The sequence below is a fragment of the Lelliottia sp. EB106-05-01-XG201 genome (genome assembly GCF_058791735.1).
This window is the reverse complement of record NZ_JBYTDV010000001.1, coordinates 3536022-3553500: the sequence shown is the minus strand read 5'-3', so window position 1 is coordinate 3553500 and position 17479 is coordinate 3536022. Positions and strand designations below refer to the sequence as shown.

The 17479-nt window shown below is 59.3% G+C and carries 15 protein-coding genes and 1 other RNA gene; 12 read left to right on the top strand and 4 right to left on the bottom strand.

Annotated features, from left to right (window positions below; all coding sequences use genetic code 11):
• Positions 1 to 26: 26 nt before the first annotated feature.
• Positions 27 to 1073, bottom strand: a complete 1047-nt coding sequence (locus AC3WS9_RS16680; protein WP_492489415.1) for a PLP-dependent cysteine synthase family protein — start codon at positions 1071 to 1073, stop codon at positions 27 to 29.
• A 116-nt stretch (positions 1074 to 1189) separates the two neighbouring features.
• Here AC3WS9_RS16680 and AC3WS9_RS16675 point away from each other — a divergent pair, with 116 nt between their 5' ends.
• The 5 genes from AC3WS9_RS16675 to amtB all read left to right on the top strand — a co-directional run bounded on the left by AC3WS9_RS16675 (position 1190) and on the right by amtB (position 7103).
• Positions 1190 to 1648 carry an Lrp/AsnC family transcriptional regulator gene (locus AC3WS9_RS16675; protein WP_012016320.1) on the top strand — a complete coding sequence of 153 codons (459 nt, stop codon included), beginning with the start codon at positions 1190 to 1192 and terminating at the stop codon, positions 1646 to 1648.
• 29 nt (positions 1649 to 1677) lie between these two features.
• Entirely contained in the window at positions 1678 to 3450 is a 1773-nt protein-coding gene (locus AC3WS9_RS16670; RefSeq protein WP_492489413.1) for a SmdA family multidrug ABC transporter permease/ATP-binding protein, read from the top strand.
• Positions 3443 to 5224, top strand: a complete 1782-nt coding sequence (locus tag AC3WS9_RS16665; protein WP_285145201.1) for a SmdB family multidrug efflux ABC transporter permease/ATP-binding protein — start codon at positions 3443 to 3445, stop codon at positions 5222 to 5224. The genes AC3WS9_RS16670 and AC3WS9_RS16665 overlap by 8 nt, the downstream gene beginning before the upstream one ends.
• 218 nt (positions 5225 to 5442) lie before the next feature.
• Positions 5443 to 5781, top strand: coding sequence for a P-II family nitrogen regulator (gene glnK, locus AC3WS9_RS16660; protein WP_006809867.1), 339 nt, complete (start codon positions 5443 to 5445; stop codon positions 5779 to 5781).
• Positions 5782 to 5816: 35 nt separating this feature from the next.
• The gene (gene amtB, locus AC3WS9_RS16655; RefSeq protein ID WP_282492612.1) at positions 5817 to 7103 is read left to right on the top strand and encodes an ammonium transporter AmtB; all 1287 of its coding nucleotides are present in this window, start codon (positions 5817 to 5819) and stop codon (positions 7101 to 7103) included.
• An 842-nt stretch (positions 7104 to 7945) separates the two neighbouring features.
• Here amtB and tesB read toward each other — a convergent pair.
• Positions 7946 to 8806 carry an acyl-CoA thioesterase II gene (gene tesB, locus AC3WS9_RS16650; protein WP_282492611.1) on the bottom strand — a complete coding sequence of 287 codons (861 nt, stop codon included), beginning with the start codon at positions 8804 to 8806 and terminating at the stop codon, positions 7946 to 7948.
• A gap of 206 nt (positions 8807 to 9012) precedes the next feature.
• Between tesB and AC3WS9_RS16645 the strand changes: the two genes are divergently transcribed.
• The gene (locus AC3WS9_RS16645; protein WP_282492610.1) at positions 9013 to 9582 is read left to right on the top strand and encodes a YbaY family lipoprotein; all 570 of its coding nucleotides are present in this window, start codon (positions 9013 to 9015) and stop codon (positions 9580 to 9582) included.
• A gap of 36 nt (positions 9583 to 9618) precedes the next feature.
• Here AC3WS9_RS16645 and AC3WS9_RS16640 read toward each other — a convergent pair whose 3' ends face one another.
• Entirely contained in the window at positions 9619 to 9930 is a 312-nt protein-coding gene (locus tag AC3WS9_RS16640) for an MGMT family protein (RefSeq protein ID WP_285145198.1), read from the bottom strand.
• 208 nt (positions 9931 to 10138) lie between these two features.
• Here AC3WS9_RS16640 and ffs point away from each other — a divergent pair.
• The 3 genes from ffs to AC3WS9_RS16625 all read left to right on the top strand — a co-directional run bounded on the left by ffs (position 10139) and on the right by AC3WS9_RS16625 (position 10945).
• An RNA gene (gene ffs, locus AC3WS9_RS16635) (signal recognition particle sRNA small type) lies at positions 10139 to 10235 on the top strand.
• 246 nt (positions 10236 to 10481) lie between these two features.
• Positions 10482 to 10733 carry a hypothetical protein gene (locus AC3WS9_RS16630; protein ID WP_492489409.1) on the top strand — a complete coding sequence of 84 codons (252 nt, stop codon included), beginning with the start codon at positions 10482 to 10484 and terminating at the stop codon, positions 10731 to 10733.
• Positions 10730 to 10945 carry a hypothetical protein gene (locus AC3WS9_RS16625; RefSeq protein ID WP_014069144.1) on the top strand — a complete coding sequence of 72 codons (216 nt, stop codon included), beginning with the start codon at positions 10730 to 10732 and terminating at the stop codon, positions 10943 to 10945. The genes AC3WS9_RS16630 and AC3WS9_RS16625 overlap by 4 nt, the downstream gene beginning before the upstream one ends.
• Positions 10946 to 11008: 63 nt before the next feature.
• Here AC3WS9_RS16625 and yczR read toward each other — a convergent pair whose 3' ends face one another.
• Positions 11009 to 12430, bottom strand: a complete 1422-nt coding sequence (gene yczR / locus AC3WS9_RS16620) for a MocR-like transcription factor YczR (RefSeq protein ID WP_492489407.1) — start codon at positions 12428 to 12430, stop codon at positions 11009 to 11011.
• Between the two features lie 84 nt (positions 12431 to 12514).
• Here yczR and yczE point away from each other — a divergent pair, with 84 nt between their 5' ends.
• From yczE to AC3WS9_RS16605, 3 genes are all read left to right on the top strand, one after another.
• Positions 12515 to 13126: a membrane protein YczE gene (gene yczE, locus AC3WS9_RS16615; RefSeq protein WP_285153363.1), complete on the top strand. Its 612-nt coding sequence runs from the start codon at positions 12515 to 12517 to the stop codon at positions 13124 to 13126.
• Positions 13127 to 13201: 75 nt separating this feature from the next.
• The gene (locus AC3WS9_RS16610) at positions 13202 to 14269 is read left to right on the top strand and encodes a LacI family DNA-binding transcriptional regulator (protein ID WP_492489405.1); all 1068 of its coding nucleotides are present in this window, start codon (positions 13202 to 13204) and stop codon (positions 14267 to 14269) included.
• A gap of 104 nt (positions 14270 to 14373) precedes the next feature.
• Positions 14374 to 17460, top strand: a complete 3087-nt coding sequence (locus AC3WS9_RS16605; RefSeq protein ID WP_492489403.1) for a beta-galactosidase — start codon at positions 14374 to 14376, stop codon at positions 17458 to 17460.
• Positions 17461 to 17479: the final 19 nt, after the last annotated feature.

Genomic DNA, 17479 nt, shown 5'->3' with positions numbered 1-17479 from the left:
AAGCCAGGCACATAGCCTGGCTTTTTTTATTTCGTCATCTGCGCAATCTGCGCTTTCCACGGCTCAATATCGCCGATATTTGCTTTGACCCATTCCGCGTTGTAATAGGTGTCCAGGTAGCGCTCGCCGCTGTCGCACAGCAGGGTGACGATAGAACCGGTCCGGCCCTCTTCGCGCATCCGCACCGCCAGCTGGAGCGCCCCCCACATATTGGTGCCCGTTGATGCGCCCACTTTGCGGCCCAGCTGCGTTTCCAGCCAGTGCGCCGTGGCGACGCTGGCCGCATCCGGCACGCGCAGCATCTCATCGACCACATCGGGAATGAATGACGGCTCCACGCGCGGGCGTCCAATCCCTTCGATTTTACTGCCCACCGGGCTGCGCAGGCTGGCGTCGCGGTGTTGCCAGTAGTCGAGGAATACCGAGTTCTGCGGATCCACGACCATCAGTTTGGTGTCGTAACCCTGGCAGCGAATATAGCGGCCAATGGTGGCGGACGTCCCGCCGGTCCCCGCACTCATCACGATGTACGACGGCTCCGGGTGCGGTTCATTGTTCATCTGGCGGAAAATGCTGTCGGCGATGTTGTTATTCCCGCGCCAGTCGGTTGCGCGTTCGGCGAAGGTAAACTGGTCCATATAATGGCCGTTCAGCTCGCGAGCGAGCATCTCCGAAGCGGCGTAGATTTCGCAGGCGCTCTCAACGAAGTGGCAGCGTCCGCCGTAAAACTCGATCTGCTCGATTTTGCGTTTCGCGGTGCAGGAGGGCATGACGGCGATAAACGTCAGGCCAAGCAGACGGGCGAAATAGGCCTCGGAGACGGCGGTTGAACCCGACGAGGATTCAATGATCGTAGTGCCTTCTTTGATCCAGCCGTTGCACAATCCGTACAGGAACAGGGAGCGCGCCAGACGGTGCTTCAGGCTGCCGGTCGGATGGGTGCTTTCATCTTTGAGGTACAGCTGAATGCCGGGAAAACCCGGCAGCGCCAGGCGGATGAGGTGCGTGTCCGCCGAGCGCTGATAGTCGGCATTGATTTCGCTGATCGCGTGTTTGACCCAGGTGCTATTCATCGTGTCTATCCGTTTGTCATTTTGTGCCCAGCATAGCGAAAAGCACAGAAAAAATTGTTGCTATCTGGCCTTTAAAATAGAATGTCAGGAGAAAATTATTCTCTGAGAGGTGGGGTATGTTAGATAAAATTGACCGTAAGCTGCTCTCCTTACTGCAAAAGGACTGCACCCTCTCTTTGCAGGCACTCGCCGATGCCGTTAATCTGACCACCACGCCGTGCTGGAAACGCCTTAAAAGACTGGAAGACGACGGGGTTTTGCTCGGGCGCGTAGCGCTGCTCGATCCCGAAAAACTGGGGCTTGGATTGACCGCGTTTGTTCTGATAAAAACGCAGCACCACAGTAGCGACTGGTACTGCCGGTTTGTCACCGAAGTCTCCGAGATGCCCGAAGTGCTCGGCTTCTGGCGCATGGCCGGGGAATACGACTATCTGATGCGCGTCCAGGTGGCGGACATGAAGCGCTACGACGACTTCTACAAGCGGCTGGTGAACAGCGTGCCGGGTCTGTCGGACGTCACCTCCAGTTTCGCCATGGAACAGATTAAATACACCACAGCGTTACCTATTGAATAACTCAAACAATACCTTCAGGAATTGACCGCGTGCGATTATTTGCTCAGTTAAGCTGGTACTTCCGCCGGGAGTGGCGACGCTATCTCGGCGCAGTGGCCCTGCTTATTATCATTGCCATTCTCCAGCTGATCCCGCCGAAAGTGGTGGGCTATGTGGTGGACGGCGTCACGGAACAACATTACACCACCGCACGGGTGATGATGTGGGTCGGCACGCTGGTCCTGACCGCGGTGATTGTCTACCTGCTGCGCTACGTCTGGCGCGTGCTGCTGTTCGGGGCGTCCTATCAGCTAGCCGTCGAACTGCGCGAAGATTTTTACCGCCAGCTCAGCCGCCAGCATCCTGAATTCTACCTGCGCCACCGCACGGGCGATCTGATCGCGCGCGCCACCAACGACGTGGATCGCGTGGTGTTCGCCGCGGGGGAAGGGGTGTTAACTCTCGTTGATTCGCTGGTGATGGGCTGCGCGGTGCTGATCGTGATGTCGACGCAGATCAGCTGGCAGCTCACGCTGCTGGCGCTATTACCCATGCCGCTGATGGCGCTGGCGATCAACCGCTTTGGCGAGCAGCTGCACGAGCGTTTCAAGCTGGCTCAGGCGGCGTTCTCCTCCCTGAACGACAGAACCCAGGAGAGCATGACCAGCATCCGCATGATCAAAGCCTTCGGTCTGGAAGATCGCCAGTCGGCGCAGTTCGCCGCCGACGCCGCCGATACGGGGGCCAAAAACCTGCGCGTGGCGCGCATCGACGCGCGCTTCGACCCGACGATTTACATCGCCATTGGCACCGCCAACCTGCTGGCCATAGGCGGCGGGAGCTGGATGGTGGTCAACGGCTCCATGACTCTCGGGCAACTGACCAGCTTTGCCATGTACCTTGGGCTGATGATCTGGCCGATGCTGGCCCTGGCCTGGATGTTTAACATCGTCGAGCGCGGCAGCGCGGCGTACAGCCGTATTCGCTCGATGCTGGCGGAAGCGCCGGTGGTGAACGATGGCACCGAATCCGTGCCGGAAGGGCGCGGAGTGCTGAAGGTGGCGGTGACTGAATTCTCCTATCCGCAAACCGAGCGCCCGATGCTGGAAAACGTCAACTTTGAACTGCTTCCGGGGCAGATGCTCGGTATCTGCGGCCCGACGGGCGCGGGTAAGAGCACGGTACTGTCACTGATTCAGCGTCACTTTGATGTCACCAAAGGCGATATCCGTTTCCACGACATTCCCCTGACCCGCTTACAGCTGGACGCCTGGCGCAGCCGCCTGGCGGTGGTCAGCCAGACACCGTTCCTGTTCTCCGATACGGTCGCCAATAACATCGCGCTGGGCCATCCGACGGCGACGCAGGAAGAGATCGAGCACGTGGCGCGTCTGGCCAGCGTTCATGACGATATTCTGCGTCTGCCGCAGGGTTACGCCACCGAAGTGGGCGAGCGCGGCGTGATGCTCTCTGGCGGACAGAAACAGCGCATCTCCATTGCACGCGCGCTGCTGCTGAACGCCGAAATCCTGATCCTTGACGATGCGCTCTCCGCCGTCGACGGGCGCACCGAGCATCAGATCCTGCACAACCTGCGCCAGTGGGGCGAGGGACGCACGGTCATTATCAGCGCTCACCGTCTATCGGCCCTGACGGAAGCGAATGAAATTCTGGTGATGCAGCACGGGCATGTGGCCCAGCGCGGGCATCACGACCAGCTGGCGGAACAGTCCGGGTGGTATCGCGACATGTATCGCTATCAACAGCTGGAGGCGGCGCTGGATGACGCGCCGGACCTGAACGAGGAGGCCACCCATGCGTAAGTTTACCCAGCTGTGGCCGACCCTGAAACGCCTGCTGGCCTACGGTTCGCCGTGGCGCAAACCGCTCTCGATTGCGGTGGTGATGCTGTGGGTGGCGGCGATCGCGGAAGTCAGTGGCCCGCTGCTCATCAGCTATTTCATCGACAACATGGTGGCGAAAAGCTATCTGCCGCTCGGCCTGGTGGCCGGGCTGGGCGCGGCCTATGTCGGGCTTCAGCTGCTGGCGGCGTCCCTGCATTACGCTCAGTCGCTGCTGTTTAACCAGGCGGCGGTCGGCGTGGTGCAGCAGCTGCGCACCGACGTGATGGATGCCGCTCTGCGTCAGCCGTTGAGCGAGTTTGATACCCAGCCTGTCGGTCAGGTGATCTCTCGCGTCACCAACGATACGGAAGTGATCCGCGATCTGTACGTCACCGTGGTGGCGACGGTGCTGCGCAGTGCCGCACTGGTCGGCGCGATGCTGGTGGCGATGTTCAGCCTCGACTGGCGGATGGCGCTGGTGGCGATCACCATCTTCCCGGCGGTGATGATCGTGATGATCATTTACCAGCGCTACAGCACGCCGATTGTGCGTCGGGTCCGCGGTTATCTGGCGGATATCAACGACGGCTTTAACGAAGTCATCAACGGCATGAGCGTTATCCAGCAGTTCCGCCAGCAGGCACGGTTTGGTGAACGCATGGGCGAGGCAAGCCGCTCGCACTATATGGCGCGCATGCAAACCCTGCGTCTGGATGGCTTCCTGCTGCGTCCGCTGCTGAGCCTGTTCTCGGCGCTGGTGCTGTGCGGTCTGTTGATGCTGTTTGGTTTCGGCTCGGGCGGCACGATGGAAGTGGGCGTGTTGTATGCGTTTATCAGCTACCTCGGGCGTCTGAACGAGCCGCTGATCGAACTGACGACCCAGCAGTCGATGCTGCAACAGGCGGTGGTCGCCGGCGAGCGCGTCTTCGAGCTGATGGACAGACCGCGCCAGACCTACGGCAACGATGAGCGTGAACTGCAGAGCGGGTCTATCGCGATCGATCATGTCTCCTTTGCCTATCGCGAAGATCGCCTGGTGCTGCAGGATATTGATCTTGATATTCCGTCGCGCAGTTTTGTCGCCCTGGTCGGGCACACGGGGAGCGGGAAAAGTACCCTCGCCAGCCTGCTGATGGGTTACTACCCGCTGACGCAGGGCGAAATCCGCCTCGACGGGCGTCCGCTCTCGACTCTGAGCCACGGCGTGCTGCGCAAAGGGGTTGCGATGGTCCAGCAGGATCCGGTGGTGATGGCTGACTCTTTCTTTGCCAACGTCACGCTGGGCCGTCCGTTCAGCGAGGCGCAGGTCTGGGACGTGCTGGAGAAAGTCCAGCTCGCGGAACTGGCGCGTGAAATGAGCGACGGGATCTACACCAAACTCGGCGAGCAGGGGAACAATCTCTCCGTCGGGCAGAAGCAGCTGCTGGCGCTGGCGCGCGTGCTGATTGAAACGCCGCAGGTGCTGATCCTTGATGAAGCCACGGCCAGCATTGACTCCGGCACGGAGCAGGCCATCCAGCAAGCGCTGGCGGAGGTGCGCGAGCACACGACGCTGGTGGTGATCGCTCACCGCCTGTCGACAATCGTCGAGGCCGATACCATCCTGGTGCTGCATCGTGGGCAGGCCGTCGAGCGCGGCACGCACCGTGAGCTGCTGGAAGCGAAAGGTCGCTACTGGCAGATGTATCAGCTGCAGCTGGCCGGGGAAGAGCTGGCCGCCAGTACGCGCGAAGAGGAGTCCCTCAGCGCCTGATGCACCAAAATACCGCAAGCCGCTAACAGGGATTTCTGTTGGTGCAAAAATGAAACGCACCCTGCACTGTCATGGTGCGTTTTTTTTATCCATTTCTGCTCAATCGCCATTTTCTGCCTTTCCCGCCTGATTTCCTGCCGGTTTTAAACTCTGGCACATCCCTTGCAATACCTCTGTTGTAAACGCGGGCCATTATGAATTCTGACTGGAGAGGAACTATGAAGCTGGTTACGGTTGTCATTAAACCATTCAAACTCGAAGACGTTCGTGAAGCACTGTCTTCAATGGGGATTCAGGGACTGACGGTTACCGAAGTCAAAGGCTTTGGGCGTCAGAAGGGCCATGCGGAGCTGTATCGCGGGGCCGAATACAGTGTCAACTTCCTGCCGAAAGTGAAGATTGATGTGGCTATCGCTGACGACCAGCTCGACGAGGTGATCGATGTCGTGAGCAAAGCGGCTTACACCGGAAAAATTGGCGACGGCAAAATTTTCGTTGCCGAATTGCAGCGCGTCATTCGCATCCGTACGGGCGAATCTGACGAAGCGGCACTGTAAGTAACTCCTGGCACACAGTGATAGGGATCGAGAAAATGAAGACATCAACAATCAAAATAGCTCTGGGGTCTCTGGCACTGCTGCCGGGCCTGGCGATGGCGGCTCCTGCGGTGGCCGACAAAGCAGACAACGCCTTTATGATGATCTGCACCGCGCTGGTGCTGTTCATGACCATTCCGGGCATCGCGCTGTTTTACGGCGGCCTGATTCGCGGTAAGAACGTGCTGTCCATGCTGACGCAGGTCGCGGTGACCTTCGCGCTGGTCTGCGTCCTGTGGGTGGTGTATGGCTACTCGCTGGCCTTCGGCGAGGGCAACGCCTTCTTCGGCAACTTTAACTGGGCGATGCTGAAAAATATTCAGCTGACCGCGCTGATGGGCAGCTTCTATCAGTACATTCACGTCGCGTTCCAGGGCTCGTTCGCCTGTATTACCGTCGGCCTGATTGTCGGTGCGCTGGCGGAACGTATTCGCTTCTCCGCGGTGCTGATTTTCGTGGTGGTGTGGCTGACGCTCTCCTATGTGCCCATCGCGCACATGGTCTGGGGCGGCGGTCTGCTGGCGTCACACGGCGCGCTGGACTTCGCGGGCGGTACTGTGGTGCATATTAACGCCGCTGTCGCGGGCCTGGTCGGGGCATACCTGATTGGCAAACGCGTGGGCTTTGGTAAAGAGGCGTTCAAACCGCACAACCTGCCGATGGTCTTCACCGGTACGGCAATCCTTTACTTTGGCTGGTTCGGCTTCAACGCCGGTTCCGCGAGTGCGGCTAACGAAATCGCTGCGCTGGCCTTTGTGAACACCGTGGTGGCGACCGCTGGCGCAATCCTCTCCTGGGTGTTTGGTGAGTGGGTGGTACGCGGTAAGCCTTCTCTGCTGGGTGCCTGTTCCGGCGCGATTGCCGGTCTGGTTGGCATCACCCCAGCGTGCGGTTACGTCGGTGTGGGCGGCGCGCTGCTGATTGGTCTCGTCTCCGGTCTGGCGGGTCTGTGGGGCGTCACGGCGCTGAAACGTATTCTGCGCGTGGATGACCCTTGCGATGTGTTCGGTGTCCACGGCGTGTGCGGGATCGTGGGCTGCATCATGACCGGTATCTTCGCGGCCACGTCGCTCGGCGGTGTGGGCTATGCAGAAGGCGTGACCATGGGTCATCAGCTGCTGGTTCAGCTGGAAAGCATCGGCCTCACCATCGTCTGGTCGGGTGTCGTGGCCTTCATCGGCTACAAACTGGCGGACCTGACCGTGGGCCTGCGCGTTCCGGAAGAGCAGGAGCGCGAAGGTCTGGATGTGAACAGCCACGGCGAGAATGCGTATAACGCCTAAGGTAAAAGCAAAACGGCAACGAGAGTTGTAATGCTGGCCAGTTAAGCACCTGAGGTTGTTCCGTTCACCTTATGTTCAGCAGAATATAATCGCTTCACAACCTGTGAACGTGCAAAGGGGGCTACGCGGCCCCCTTTGCAATCCCCGCGCCCCGCCATGAAATCGGTGCTGCGCACTGCGCTCACCTCCCGGCTATCTGCCCGCGGTCGGCTCGACTCGTGATTACTCGTCCCATCCATGGGACTCGCCCCTTCGGGGCCAGCGCAAGCGCTGTTCAAAATTGCTCCCGGCAATTTTGTCCTGTCTCGTTTCGCCTCTGGCCGCCATCCCTGGCGTCCAGCCCTTGTCATCCGGCCTCCGGTTCGCCGATTTCTGCGGGGACCCAACACCGGTGCCACTTTCAGGCTGCCGTGAAGGTGGAGGGATCGTGAGTCCGGCTGAAAATCGCTGAGGCGTTGACTGGAGGCAGGGGCGACGCACAGGGATGTGCGTCGAGGGCGCGACTTACAGGGATGTTACCTGCGCCCGTCCCCGTCAGCCGGAAGGAATAAGACGAAGGCACCGCGAAGCGGCGATTTTCTTTGCCGGGAGCCGGGGTTGCCAGGGTGGTGGCGATTGAGCCACCCTGGCACGTTCACCGCAGAGAGATGGACCGGAAGCAGAAGAACGAAAGTGAACGGAACAATTCCACGGATGCCATAAAGGTCCTGGAGCAAGCAAAATAATGAATTCAAATTCATTATTTTGCTTAACTGACTGGTATTACAACGAAAGTTGCCATTTTAGTATTTTCTCCCTCTCCCGTGGGAGAGGGCCGGGGTGAGGGCATCAGGCCGCACAAATCACCCCCGATTGCGCATCACCCCTTCCTGCACGGTCGACGCCACCAATACGCCATCCTGAGTATAAAACTCCCCGCGCACAAACCCGCGTGCGCTCGACGCCGAGGTGCTTTCCACGCTGTACAGCAGCCACTCGTTCATATCGAACGGGCGGTGGAACCACATGGAATGATCGATGGTCGCGACCTGCATCCCTTTTTCAAGGAAGCCGACGCCATGGGGCTGCAGAGCCACCGGCAGGAAGTTGAAATCAGACGCGTAGCCCAGCAGATACTGATGGACGCGAAGATCCTGCGGCATCGTACCGTTGGCACGGATCCACACCTGACGTTTTGGCTCGGCGATGTGACCCTTCATCGGGTTATGGAACTCGACCGGGCGGATCTCCAGCGGCTTATCGCACAGGAATTTTTCTTTCACCTGCGGCGGCAACAGATGCGCCAGCGCGCGGGCGATATCGGTTTCGGATTTCAGATCGTCCGGTGCCGGGGCTGGCGGCATCGTTTTTTGATGCTCATACCCGCTTTCCGGTGCCTGGAACGAGGCCGTCATATAAAAAATCGGCTTTCCGTTCTGAATGGCCGCCACGCGACGGGCGCTAAAGCTGTTGCCGTCGCGCAGTACTTCGACGTCATAGATAATGGGTTTCGCGCTGTCGCCAGGGCGTAAGAAATAGCTGTGAAACGAATGCACCAGACGGTCTGCGGGCACGGTCTCTTTGGCGGCATACAGCGCCTGGCCGACCACCTGACCGCCGAAAACCTGGCGTAAGCCGAGGTCTTCGCTCTGTCCGCGGAAGAGTCCCTCTTCGATTTTTTCCAGATTCAGTAATGTCAGCAGATTGTTCAGTGCTTGACTCATAGTCGTCCTCAATAAAGCGCCACAGCGAAAGATAGAGTCATTATAACGTAAAAAGGAAAGTGGTCCGATGGGTGCAATAATCTGAATAATCGGTGGAATCCAGGCATATATAAGTGATTTGTGCCACACTTAGTCACGTTATGTTTTTGTTAACGACCCCCTGGCGGGATCGATCCCGCTGGTGCATTGATGATAAGGAGAACTCAATGAAACTCGTGCACATGTTAAGTGGTTTAGCGGTAGCCGTTGCTCTGTCTGCCTGCGCGGATAAAAGTGCAGATATCCAGACGCCAGCGCCAAACCCAAATGCCGCTGGGGCGACGACACAGCCAACCATGCAGCAACCTAACGTTTCCGGTACCGTTTGGATCCGCCAGAAAGTGGCCCTGCCGCCGGATGCGGTGTTAACCGTGACGCTGTCTGATGCCTCACTGGCGGATGCGCCGTCTAAAGTACTGTCGCAGAAAGCGGTCCGCACCGAAGGGAAACAGTCACCGTTCAGCTTCGTGCTGCCGTTTAACCCGGCCGATATCCAGCCTAAGGCGCGCATCTTGCTGAGTGCGGCGATTACCGTGAATGACAAACTGGTGTTTATCACCGATACGGTACAGCCGGTGATCAACGAAGGTGGGACCAAAGCCGATCTGACGCTGGTTCCGGTACAGCAGACTGCCGTGCCGATGCAGCAGGGCGGTGGTGCCGCGACGACGGTTCCGTCAACCTCGCCAACGCAGGTTAACCCGTCTTCTGCCGTTCCGGCTCCGACGAAGTACTAAGCCTGACCTTTGCCCTCTCCTCACCGGGGAGGGCAGTTAATAAATCCAGCGATACTTCTGCATATCAATCTTGCCCTTTCCCGATACCTGAACGCCTTCTGAAAGTAATGCCTGCCGCTGACGCTGCAAGTCCGGGCCTGTCAGAGAAATCTCGCCATGACGATTCACCACCCGATACCACGGCAGGGAGCTGCCTTCCGGCAGACGTTTCAGCACGCCGCCGACCTGTCGCGCCGCACGCGGTGAACCCGCCAGACGGGCCACATCGCCGTAGGTGGTAACGTAGCCCTCCGGAATCGAGGCGATAATTTGCCACACCCGCTGGGGGAAAGAGTCGTGTTCATCCATGGGAGAACTCCTGTTGAAGAGATCGCGACTGAACGTTAAGGAACATGCGCGGGAATGTCGGGTCTAAAAGGAGAGGTATAATACCTGATTATTTTTACGGTTTGCGCAATAAACCAGCATCCGGTCGCGGTTAACTTGCAATTGCGATCCTGTGCAGTGATAATGCGCCAGCGCGTTGGGGAACAGCCAACGCTCTCAATGGGGGCTCTGTTGGTTCTCCCGCAACACTACTCTGTTTACCAGGTCAGATCCGGAAGGAAGCAGCCAAGGCAGATGACGTGTGTGCCGGGATGTAGCTGGCAGGGCCCCCACCCATTTCTGCCTTCCAGAAAAAATCTCTCCCTCAAAAAAATATTATCCATGAATTTAAAAGGGATATGTAATATATCCTTCATTGCATTGAAATAATATTGTCATAAACCTGTAATAATAGACTGGCAAATTAATGTCGGGGTGTTTTTATTCGGTCATAAGCAAAAAATATATCAGTGGATTGCATCCCTAACTTCGTGTATTAAATAAATAACTTATTCCGAAGGGAAGTCACAAACATGGCAACTGCAGTCTTAAACGTAAAAATTGATGAAGCGCTAAAAGAAAGACTTCGCCATTATGCTGAAGTGAATAATGAGAATTTAAGCGTCACGACAGAAAAACTGCTGCTGCTGGCGTTTGAAGCAGCAGAAGAGGCGGGAGTATCGGAAGAGGATATTGATAATCAGCATACGGAAGAAGAGAGTATTTCTCCTTTTACTCCTAAAGAAATCAAAGCTCTACGCAAACTTCTGAAGAAGAGAAAATGAAACAACAACTGTCTACCGCCAATGACTACAAAGAGGCCTGCGACCTGCTTCGTTCAGGCTATGTGAAACACGTACGTCTTGGCTGGAATGTAGGAAGTGATGAGTTCTTTCGCATAGCGTCTGACTGGTGTGATACGGGCGCAAAAATAAAGAAAGAAGGAGAAAATTTCGTTATTTCTCTGAAAGGTTTCCCGATCCCTCCTCAGCACTGATGACAAACCTGTGAAAACTGCTGACTGCAATGTTGCAGCCAGCAGTTTTTATTTCTCACCCGGTTATATAACGCCGCGTTTTAAAAAACTGTCGCTTTTATTCAATGTGGTCCATAAGGATTTAATTCGCAGCAGTGCATTTTCCAGCTCTGCTGAATCCATTGAGAAAGGCATCCGCAGATAGCGGTCAAAGGCCCCTGAAAGACCAAATCGCGTTCCGGTTCCCAGATGAATCCCCAGCGTCTCCGCTCGTGCGCCAAACTGTGTGGCGACCCTGCCCGGCAGCTCCACCCAATACGACAGCCCCCCTTCTGGCTCATGAAAACGCCATTCAGGAAAATGCTCGCGCATTAACGCGCCGCAGCGGTCGCGGCGTTCCGATAGCATCTGTCTTCTTGCGGGCAGGAACGCGTCTGAGTGTTCAATCAACCACAGCGTCGCCAGCTGTTCCAGCATCGGCGAGCCCAAATCGAGGGTATCGCGCGTCTGGGCAAGCGTCGCAATGGTGCGCGATGAGGCGCGGATCCACCCCAGCCGCAGGCCACCCCAAAAGCTTTTCCCCGCCGAACCGAGGGTAATAATGTTGGCCTGCGGGTTAAACGCCGCCAGCGGCGGGGGCGGCGGGGCATCAAACCACAGATCGACCATGGTTTCGTCCACCACCAGCGTAGTACGAGTTTGCGCGGCGATATCAGCGATGATCTGGCGGGTGGCAACGTCCATGCAGCGCCCGGTCGGATTATGAAAATCTGGCATCAGATAGGCCAGCCGCGGCGCGGTTTGCGCCAGTGTGGCGGCAAATCCGTCCGTGTCCCAGCCCGATTCCGGGAGCGCCACGCCGACGGGGCGGCAGGACGCGCCCTGGATCGCCGCAATCGCCAGCGGGTAAGTGGGATGATCCACCACCACCCGATCGCCTGGCCCGGTCAACATTCGCAGCACCAGCGCCAGCCCGCTGACGGCGCCGTTGACCACCATGATTTCATCCGCCCGCGTCGGCAGCCCGCGCGAACAGTAGCGTGCGGCGATGGTTTCACGCAGCTCCGGCAAGCCCAGCTGGTCATAGCCCGTCTGCGAGAGATGCTGGGTCATGGCGGTGAGAGCGTGGGTGTAGGCCTGGTGAATTTCCGGCCCGGCGCTGAGGGCGGCGGTTGAGAGATCCAGCGCTACGCTTGCCGCCGCCCGCGTCGGGACGGCATGGCTGTCCGGGAGAATAATGCGCGAACCGCTGCCGTGGCGACTCTCCAGATACCCGGCGTCGCGCAGATGCGCCAGCGCGCTGCTGACGGTCGTGCGACTCACCGTAAGCGCTGCCGCCAGCTCACGTTCGCCGGGCAGACGCGTATCCAGGGCCAGCCGTCCATCGAGGATCAGCAGGCGCAGCGCGTCCGCCAGCTGACGCCAGAGCGGAGTGCGGGAAGAGGGCTGTTGCCAGTGGCCTAACAGGCGCACCAGAGACTGACTACCGAAACGACGGGATGACATATGCAGTCCACTATTTGAAAACTGGACATTAATCATAGAGCCATTTTCCGCCAGGATGAAAGCATAACCTGCTGGAGAAAAATAATGCTGCGTCGCTTACTGCAACTTTACGTCGGACTGGGATTTTACGGGCTTTCTACCGCGATGTTCGTCCGCGCCGATCTGGGTGCTGACCCGTGGAACGTGTTTCACCTGGGCGTCGCCCGCCTGCTGGCGATGGACATCGGCACGGTGATGATTTTGACCGGCGCAGCCGTGCTGCTGTTCTGGATCCCCCTGCGCCAGCGTCCGGGGTTGGGCACCATCAGTAACGTGATTGTCATTGGTCTGGCCGCCGATGCATCGCTGTCGCTGCTGCCTGAGATGAGCTCGCTGGTGGCCCGCAGTGCGCTGCTGATTTCCGCCGTGGTGGTGAACGCCCTGGCGACCGGAATGTACATTGGCGCCGGTTTTGGTTCCGGCCCGCGCGACGGCCTGATGACCGGGATCAACGCCCGCACCGGCTGGTCGGTGCGCAGCGTGCGTACCGCGATTGAAGTGTCCGTCCTGCTGATTGGCTGCGTGCTCGGCGGCACCTTCGGCGTGGGAACCGTGCTCTACGCCCTGGCCATCGGGCCACTGATCCAGATCTGCCTGCCGTGGTTTCGTCAGAAGCCACAGGTAATAATCGCGCCAGAGCCGGAACGAATTGTTTAATTTGCGAAGCGCTCACATGCTTTAACAGCCGCCCTGTGCCAGAATACCGGCATCTCCCGTTGCGATACTGAAAGCATGAAAGCCATCACTCTCTATGACGTTGCCCGCCTGGCGGGCGTTTCCTATCAGACCGTTTCCCGCGTGATTAACGATGCGGAGCACGTCTCCGCCCGCACCCGGGAAAAGGTGCAGCAGGCGATGGCGGAACTGCACTACGTCCCCAACCGTGGCGCACAGCAGCTCGCCGGGAAACGCACCCGCACGCTGGGGCTGATCACCACCGACCTGGCGCTGCATGCGCCGTCGCAAATTGCCTCGGCGGTGAAATCCCGCGCGGGCGAGTGCGGAACCAGCGTGCTGATTTCGATGGTGGAGCATCCCGAACGCTGTCAGGCGGCCCTGCAAGAACTGCTGGCCCAGCGCGTGGAAGGATTGCTGGTCAACGTTCCGCTCGACGATCCGCAAGCTGAGCACATTCGTCAGCTGGCCGCGCCGGTGCCGGTTTTATTCTTTGATGTCTCCCCCGAAGCGAAAGTGAATCGCCTGGCGTTTGATGCGGAACAGGGCGCGACGCTGGGCGCGGAGCATCTTCTCGCGCTGGGACACCGACGCATTGCGCTGCTCAGCGGGCCAGAAAGCTCTGTCTCGTCGCGCGCGCGTCTCGCGGGCTGGCAGGCGCGGCTGGCGCAGGATGAAATCGTGCCGTGCGCGATTGCGCATGGCGACTGGAGCGCGGCGTCCGGGTATGAAAAAGGCCATCAGCTGCTGGCGGGTAGCACGCTTCCTGATGCCATTCTGGTGGCGAACGATCAGATGGCGCTCGGCGTGATGCGCGCCTGCGCGGAAAAAGGGGTGGCGGTTCCGGGGCAGATTTCGGTCGTGGGGTTTGATGATACGGCCGACAGCGCCTGGTTCTCTCCGCCGCTGACCACCGTCCGCCAGGCGTTTCGTGTTGCCGGAGAGCGCAGCGTCGAGTGGCTGCTGTCGGGATCAACGGATGCTCTCTGGCAAACGCAGCTCCCGGTCACGCTGGTGGAGCGCCACTCCAGCGCCCGTCACGCCCCGCAGCAGGCCGACCGCGAAGCGCTGGCCCAGCAGCTGAAATCTCTGGCGCTGATGGCCGAGCAGCTGGCCCGACAATAATCCTTTTGTGATCTGGCTCGCTTTGCCGCCGTCAGATCCTTTACCGGATCGTCCCTCCAGGGCATTGTGACTAAAATTGTGAGCGCTTCGCAAAAGAGGTCATTATGTCTGTCGCATCCCCACACTCTCTGAAATCTGTCTTAGCTCGTCGCGACTGGGAAAACCCCGGCGTCACCCAATGGCACCGTCTGCCTGCCCACGCGCCGTTTCATAGCTGGCGCGATGAAAATCAGGCCCGCGAGGAGGAGGATCCTTCGCACAAGAAAGTGCTGAACGGCGACTGGCAGTTCCGCTTTTTCAGCGCGCCGGAGCAGGTTCCCGAGAGCTGGATAACCCAGGAGTGTTCGGATGCTGTCGTTACGCCTGTGCCATCCAACTGGCAGATGCAGGGCTTCGATACGCCGATCTACACCAACGTCACCTACCCGATTATGGTTAACCCGCCGTTTGTGCCAGCCGAGAACCCAACGGGTTGTTACTCGCTCACATTTGAGGTGGATGACCCGTGGCTGGAGAGCGGGCAGACGCGCATCGTTTTTGATGGCGTGAACTCGGCGTTTTATCTCTGGTGCAACGGGGAGTGGATCGGGTATTCCCAGGACAGCCGCCTGCCTGCGGAGTTTGATCTCACCGCGGTGCTGAAACCGGGCAGTAACCGTCTGGCCATTTTGGTACTGCGCTGGTGCGACGGCAGCTATCTCGAAGATCAGGATATGTGGCGCATGAGCGGGATTTTCCGCGACGTGTCGCTTCAGCATAAACCCGCCACGCACATCGCCGATTACCACTACGTCACCGAGCTGAATGCGGATTACGATCGGGCAAAATTGCAGGTGGAAGTGGCCCTTGGCGGCGAGGCGTTTGCCGAGTGCGAAGTGGCGCTGACACTCTGGCAGGGCGACGAATCGATCGCCACCGCGACGGCCCGTCCGGGCTCGGCGGTGGTGGACGAACGCGGCAACTGGGCGGAACGGTTAAACGTCACACTTGCGGTCGAGCGTCCGGCACTGTGGAGTGCGGAGACGCCCACGCTTTTTCGTCTGACGCTCGCCCTGCGCGACGGGCAGGGAAACCTGCTGGAAGCGGAAGCCTGCGACGTCGGGTTCCGCCGCGTCGAAATCAGCAACGGCCTGCTGAAGGTGAACGGTCAGCCGCTGCTGATCCGCGGGGTGAATCGTCACGAGCATCATCCGGAAAACGGGCAGGTGATGGACGAAGCCACGATGCGCCGCGATATCGAGCTGATGAAGCAGCATAACTTTAACGCCGTGCGCTGCTCGCACTACCCGAACCATCCCCTGTGGTATCGCCTGTGTGACCGCTACGGCCTGTACGTGGTGGACGAGGCGAATATCGAAACCCACGGCATGGTGCCGATGAGCCGTCTGGCGGACGATCCGCGCTGGCTCCCGGCCATGAGCGAGCGCGTGACGCGCATGGTGCAGCGCGACCGCAATCATCCGTCGATCATTATCTGGTCGCTGGGCAACGAGTCCGGCCACGGGGCGAACCACGATACGCTCTATCGCTGGATCAAAACCACCGATCCGACGCGCCCCGTGCAGTACGAAGGCGGCGGGGCCAACACGGCGGCGACGGATATCGTCTGCCCGATGTACGCCCGCGTCGATCAGGATCAGCCCTTCCCGGCGGTGCCTAAATGGTCGATTAAAAAGTGGATCGGCATGCCGGAGGAAACGCGCCCGCTGATCCTCTGCGAGTACGCCCACGCGATGGGCAACAGCTTCGGCGGGTTTGCCAAATACTGGCAGGCGTTCCGCAGCCATCCGCGACTGCAGGGCGGGTTCGTCTGGGACTGGGTCGATCAGGCGCTGACCAAAAAAGACGACACCGGCCAGCCATTCTGGGCCTACGGCGGAGATTTTGGCGATAAACCCAACGATCGCCAGTTCTGTCTGAACGGGCTGGTGTTCCCGGACCGCACGCCGCATCCGGCGCTGTTTGAAGCCCTGCGCGCGCAGCAGTTTTTCACCTTTACGCTGGTGAGCACTTCGCCGCTGGTGGTGGAGGTTCATAGCGATTACCTGTTCCGCCACAGCGACAACGAATCCCTGCGCTGGAATATCCTGCGCGACGTTGAGGCGCTGGCGAGTGGCGAGGTAGTGCTGTCGATTGCGCCGCAGGGCTCGCAGCGTATCGAGATCGTCCTGCCGGAAATCACCGCCGCTCCGGGGGAAGTCTGGCTGAATCTCGACGTCTTCCAGACGGCGGCCACCTGTTGGTCGCCAGCCCATCATCGCTGCGCCTGGGATCAGTTCCCGCTGCCTGCGCCGCTCTACGTGGCAACGCCAGTTGTCGGCCCGGCGAAACCGGCGCTGACCGTCAAAGAGGCGGTTCTGGAAGTGACCCATCAGGGGCAGCGCTGGCAGTTCGATCGCACCAGCGGGAATCTCGCCCAGTGGTGGAATAACGGCACCGAAACGCTGCGCACGCCGCTGACCGACAACTTTACCCGCGCGCCGCTCGATAACGACATTGGCGTTAGCGAGGCGACGCGCATCGATCCGAACGCGTGGGTGGAACGCTGGAAAGCGGTGGGTATGTATAGCCTGACGCCGCGCCTGCTGCACTGTGAAGGCGAGCAGCGCACGCACGAAGTCGCCATCACCACGCGTCATGCCTGGGAATTCAACGGCAAAACCCTGTTCATGAGCCACAAGGTCTGGACTATCGACAGCCACGGCGTGCTCCACGGCGATGTGCAGATTCAGGTGGCGAGTGACATTCCTGAGCCGGCGCGTATCGGCCTGAGTTGCCAGCTGGCAGACGCGCCTGATTCGGCAAGCTGGCTTGGGCTGGGGCCGGATGAGAACTACCCGGACAGAAAACTGGCCGCGCGCCAGGGCCGCTGGACGCTGCCGCTGGATGCGCTGCATACGCCGTACATCTTCCCGACGGAAAACGGCCTGCGCTGCGACACCCGCGAGCTGGCGTTTGGTACTCATCTGCTGCAGGGACAGTTCCACTTCTCCCTCAGCCGCTACGGTCAGCAGCAGCTGCGCGACACCACCCATCATCACCTGCTGGAAGCGGAGCCGGGCTGCTGGCTGAGTATCGACGCCTTCCATATGGGCGTCGGCGGCGATGATTCGTGGAGCCCGAGCGTGTCGCCGGAGTTTATCCTGCCTCATCGCGCTCTGCGTTACGCGTTTAGCTGGCGACAGAACTAAACTTAACCTCGTTATATGC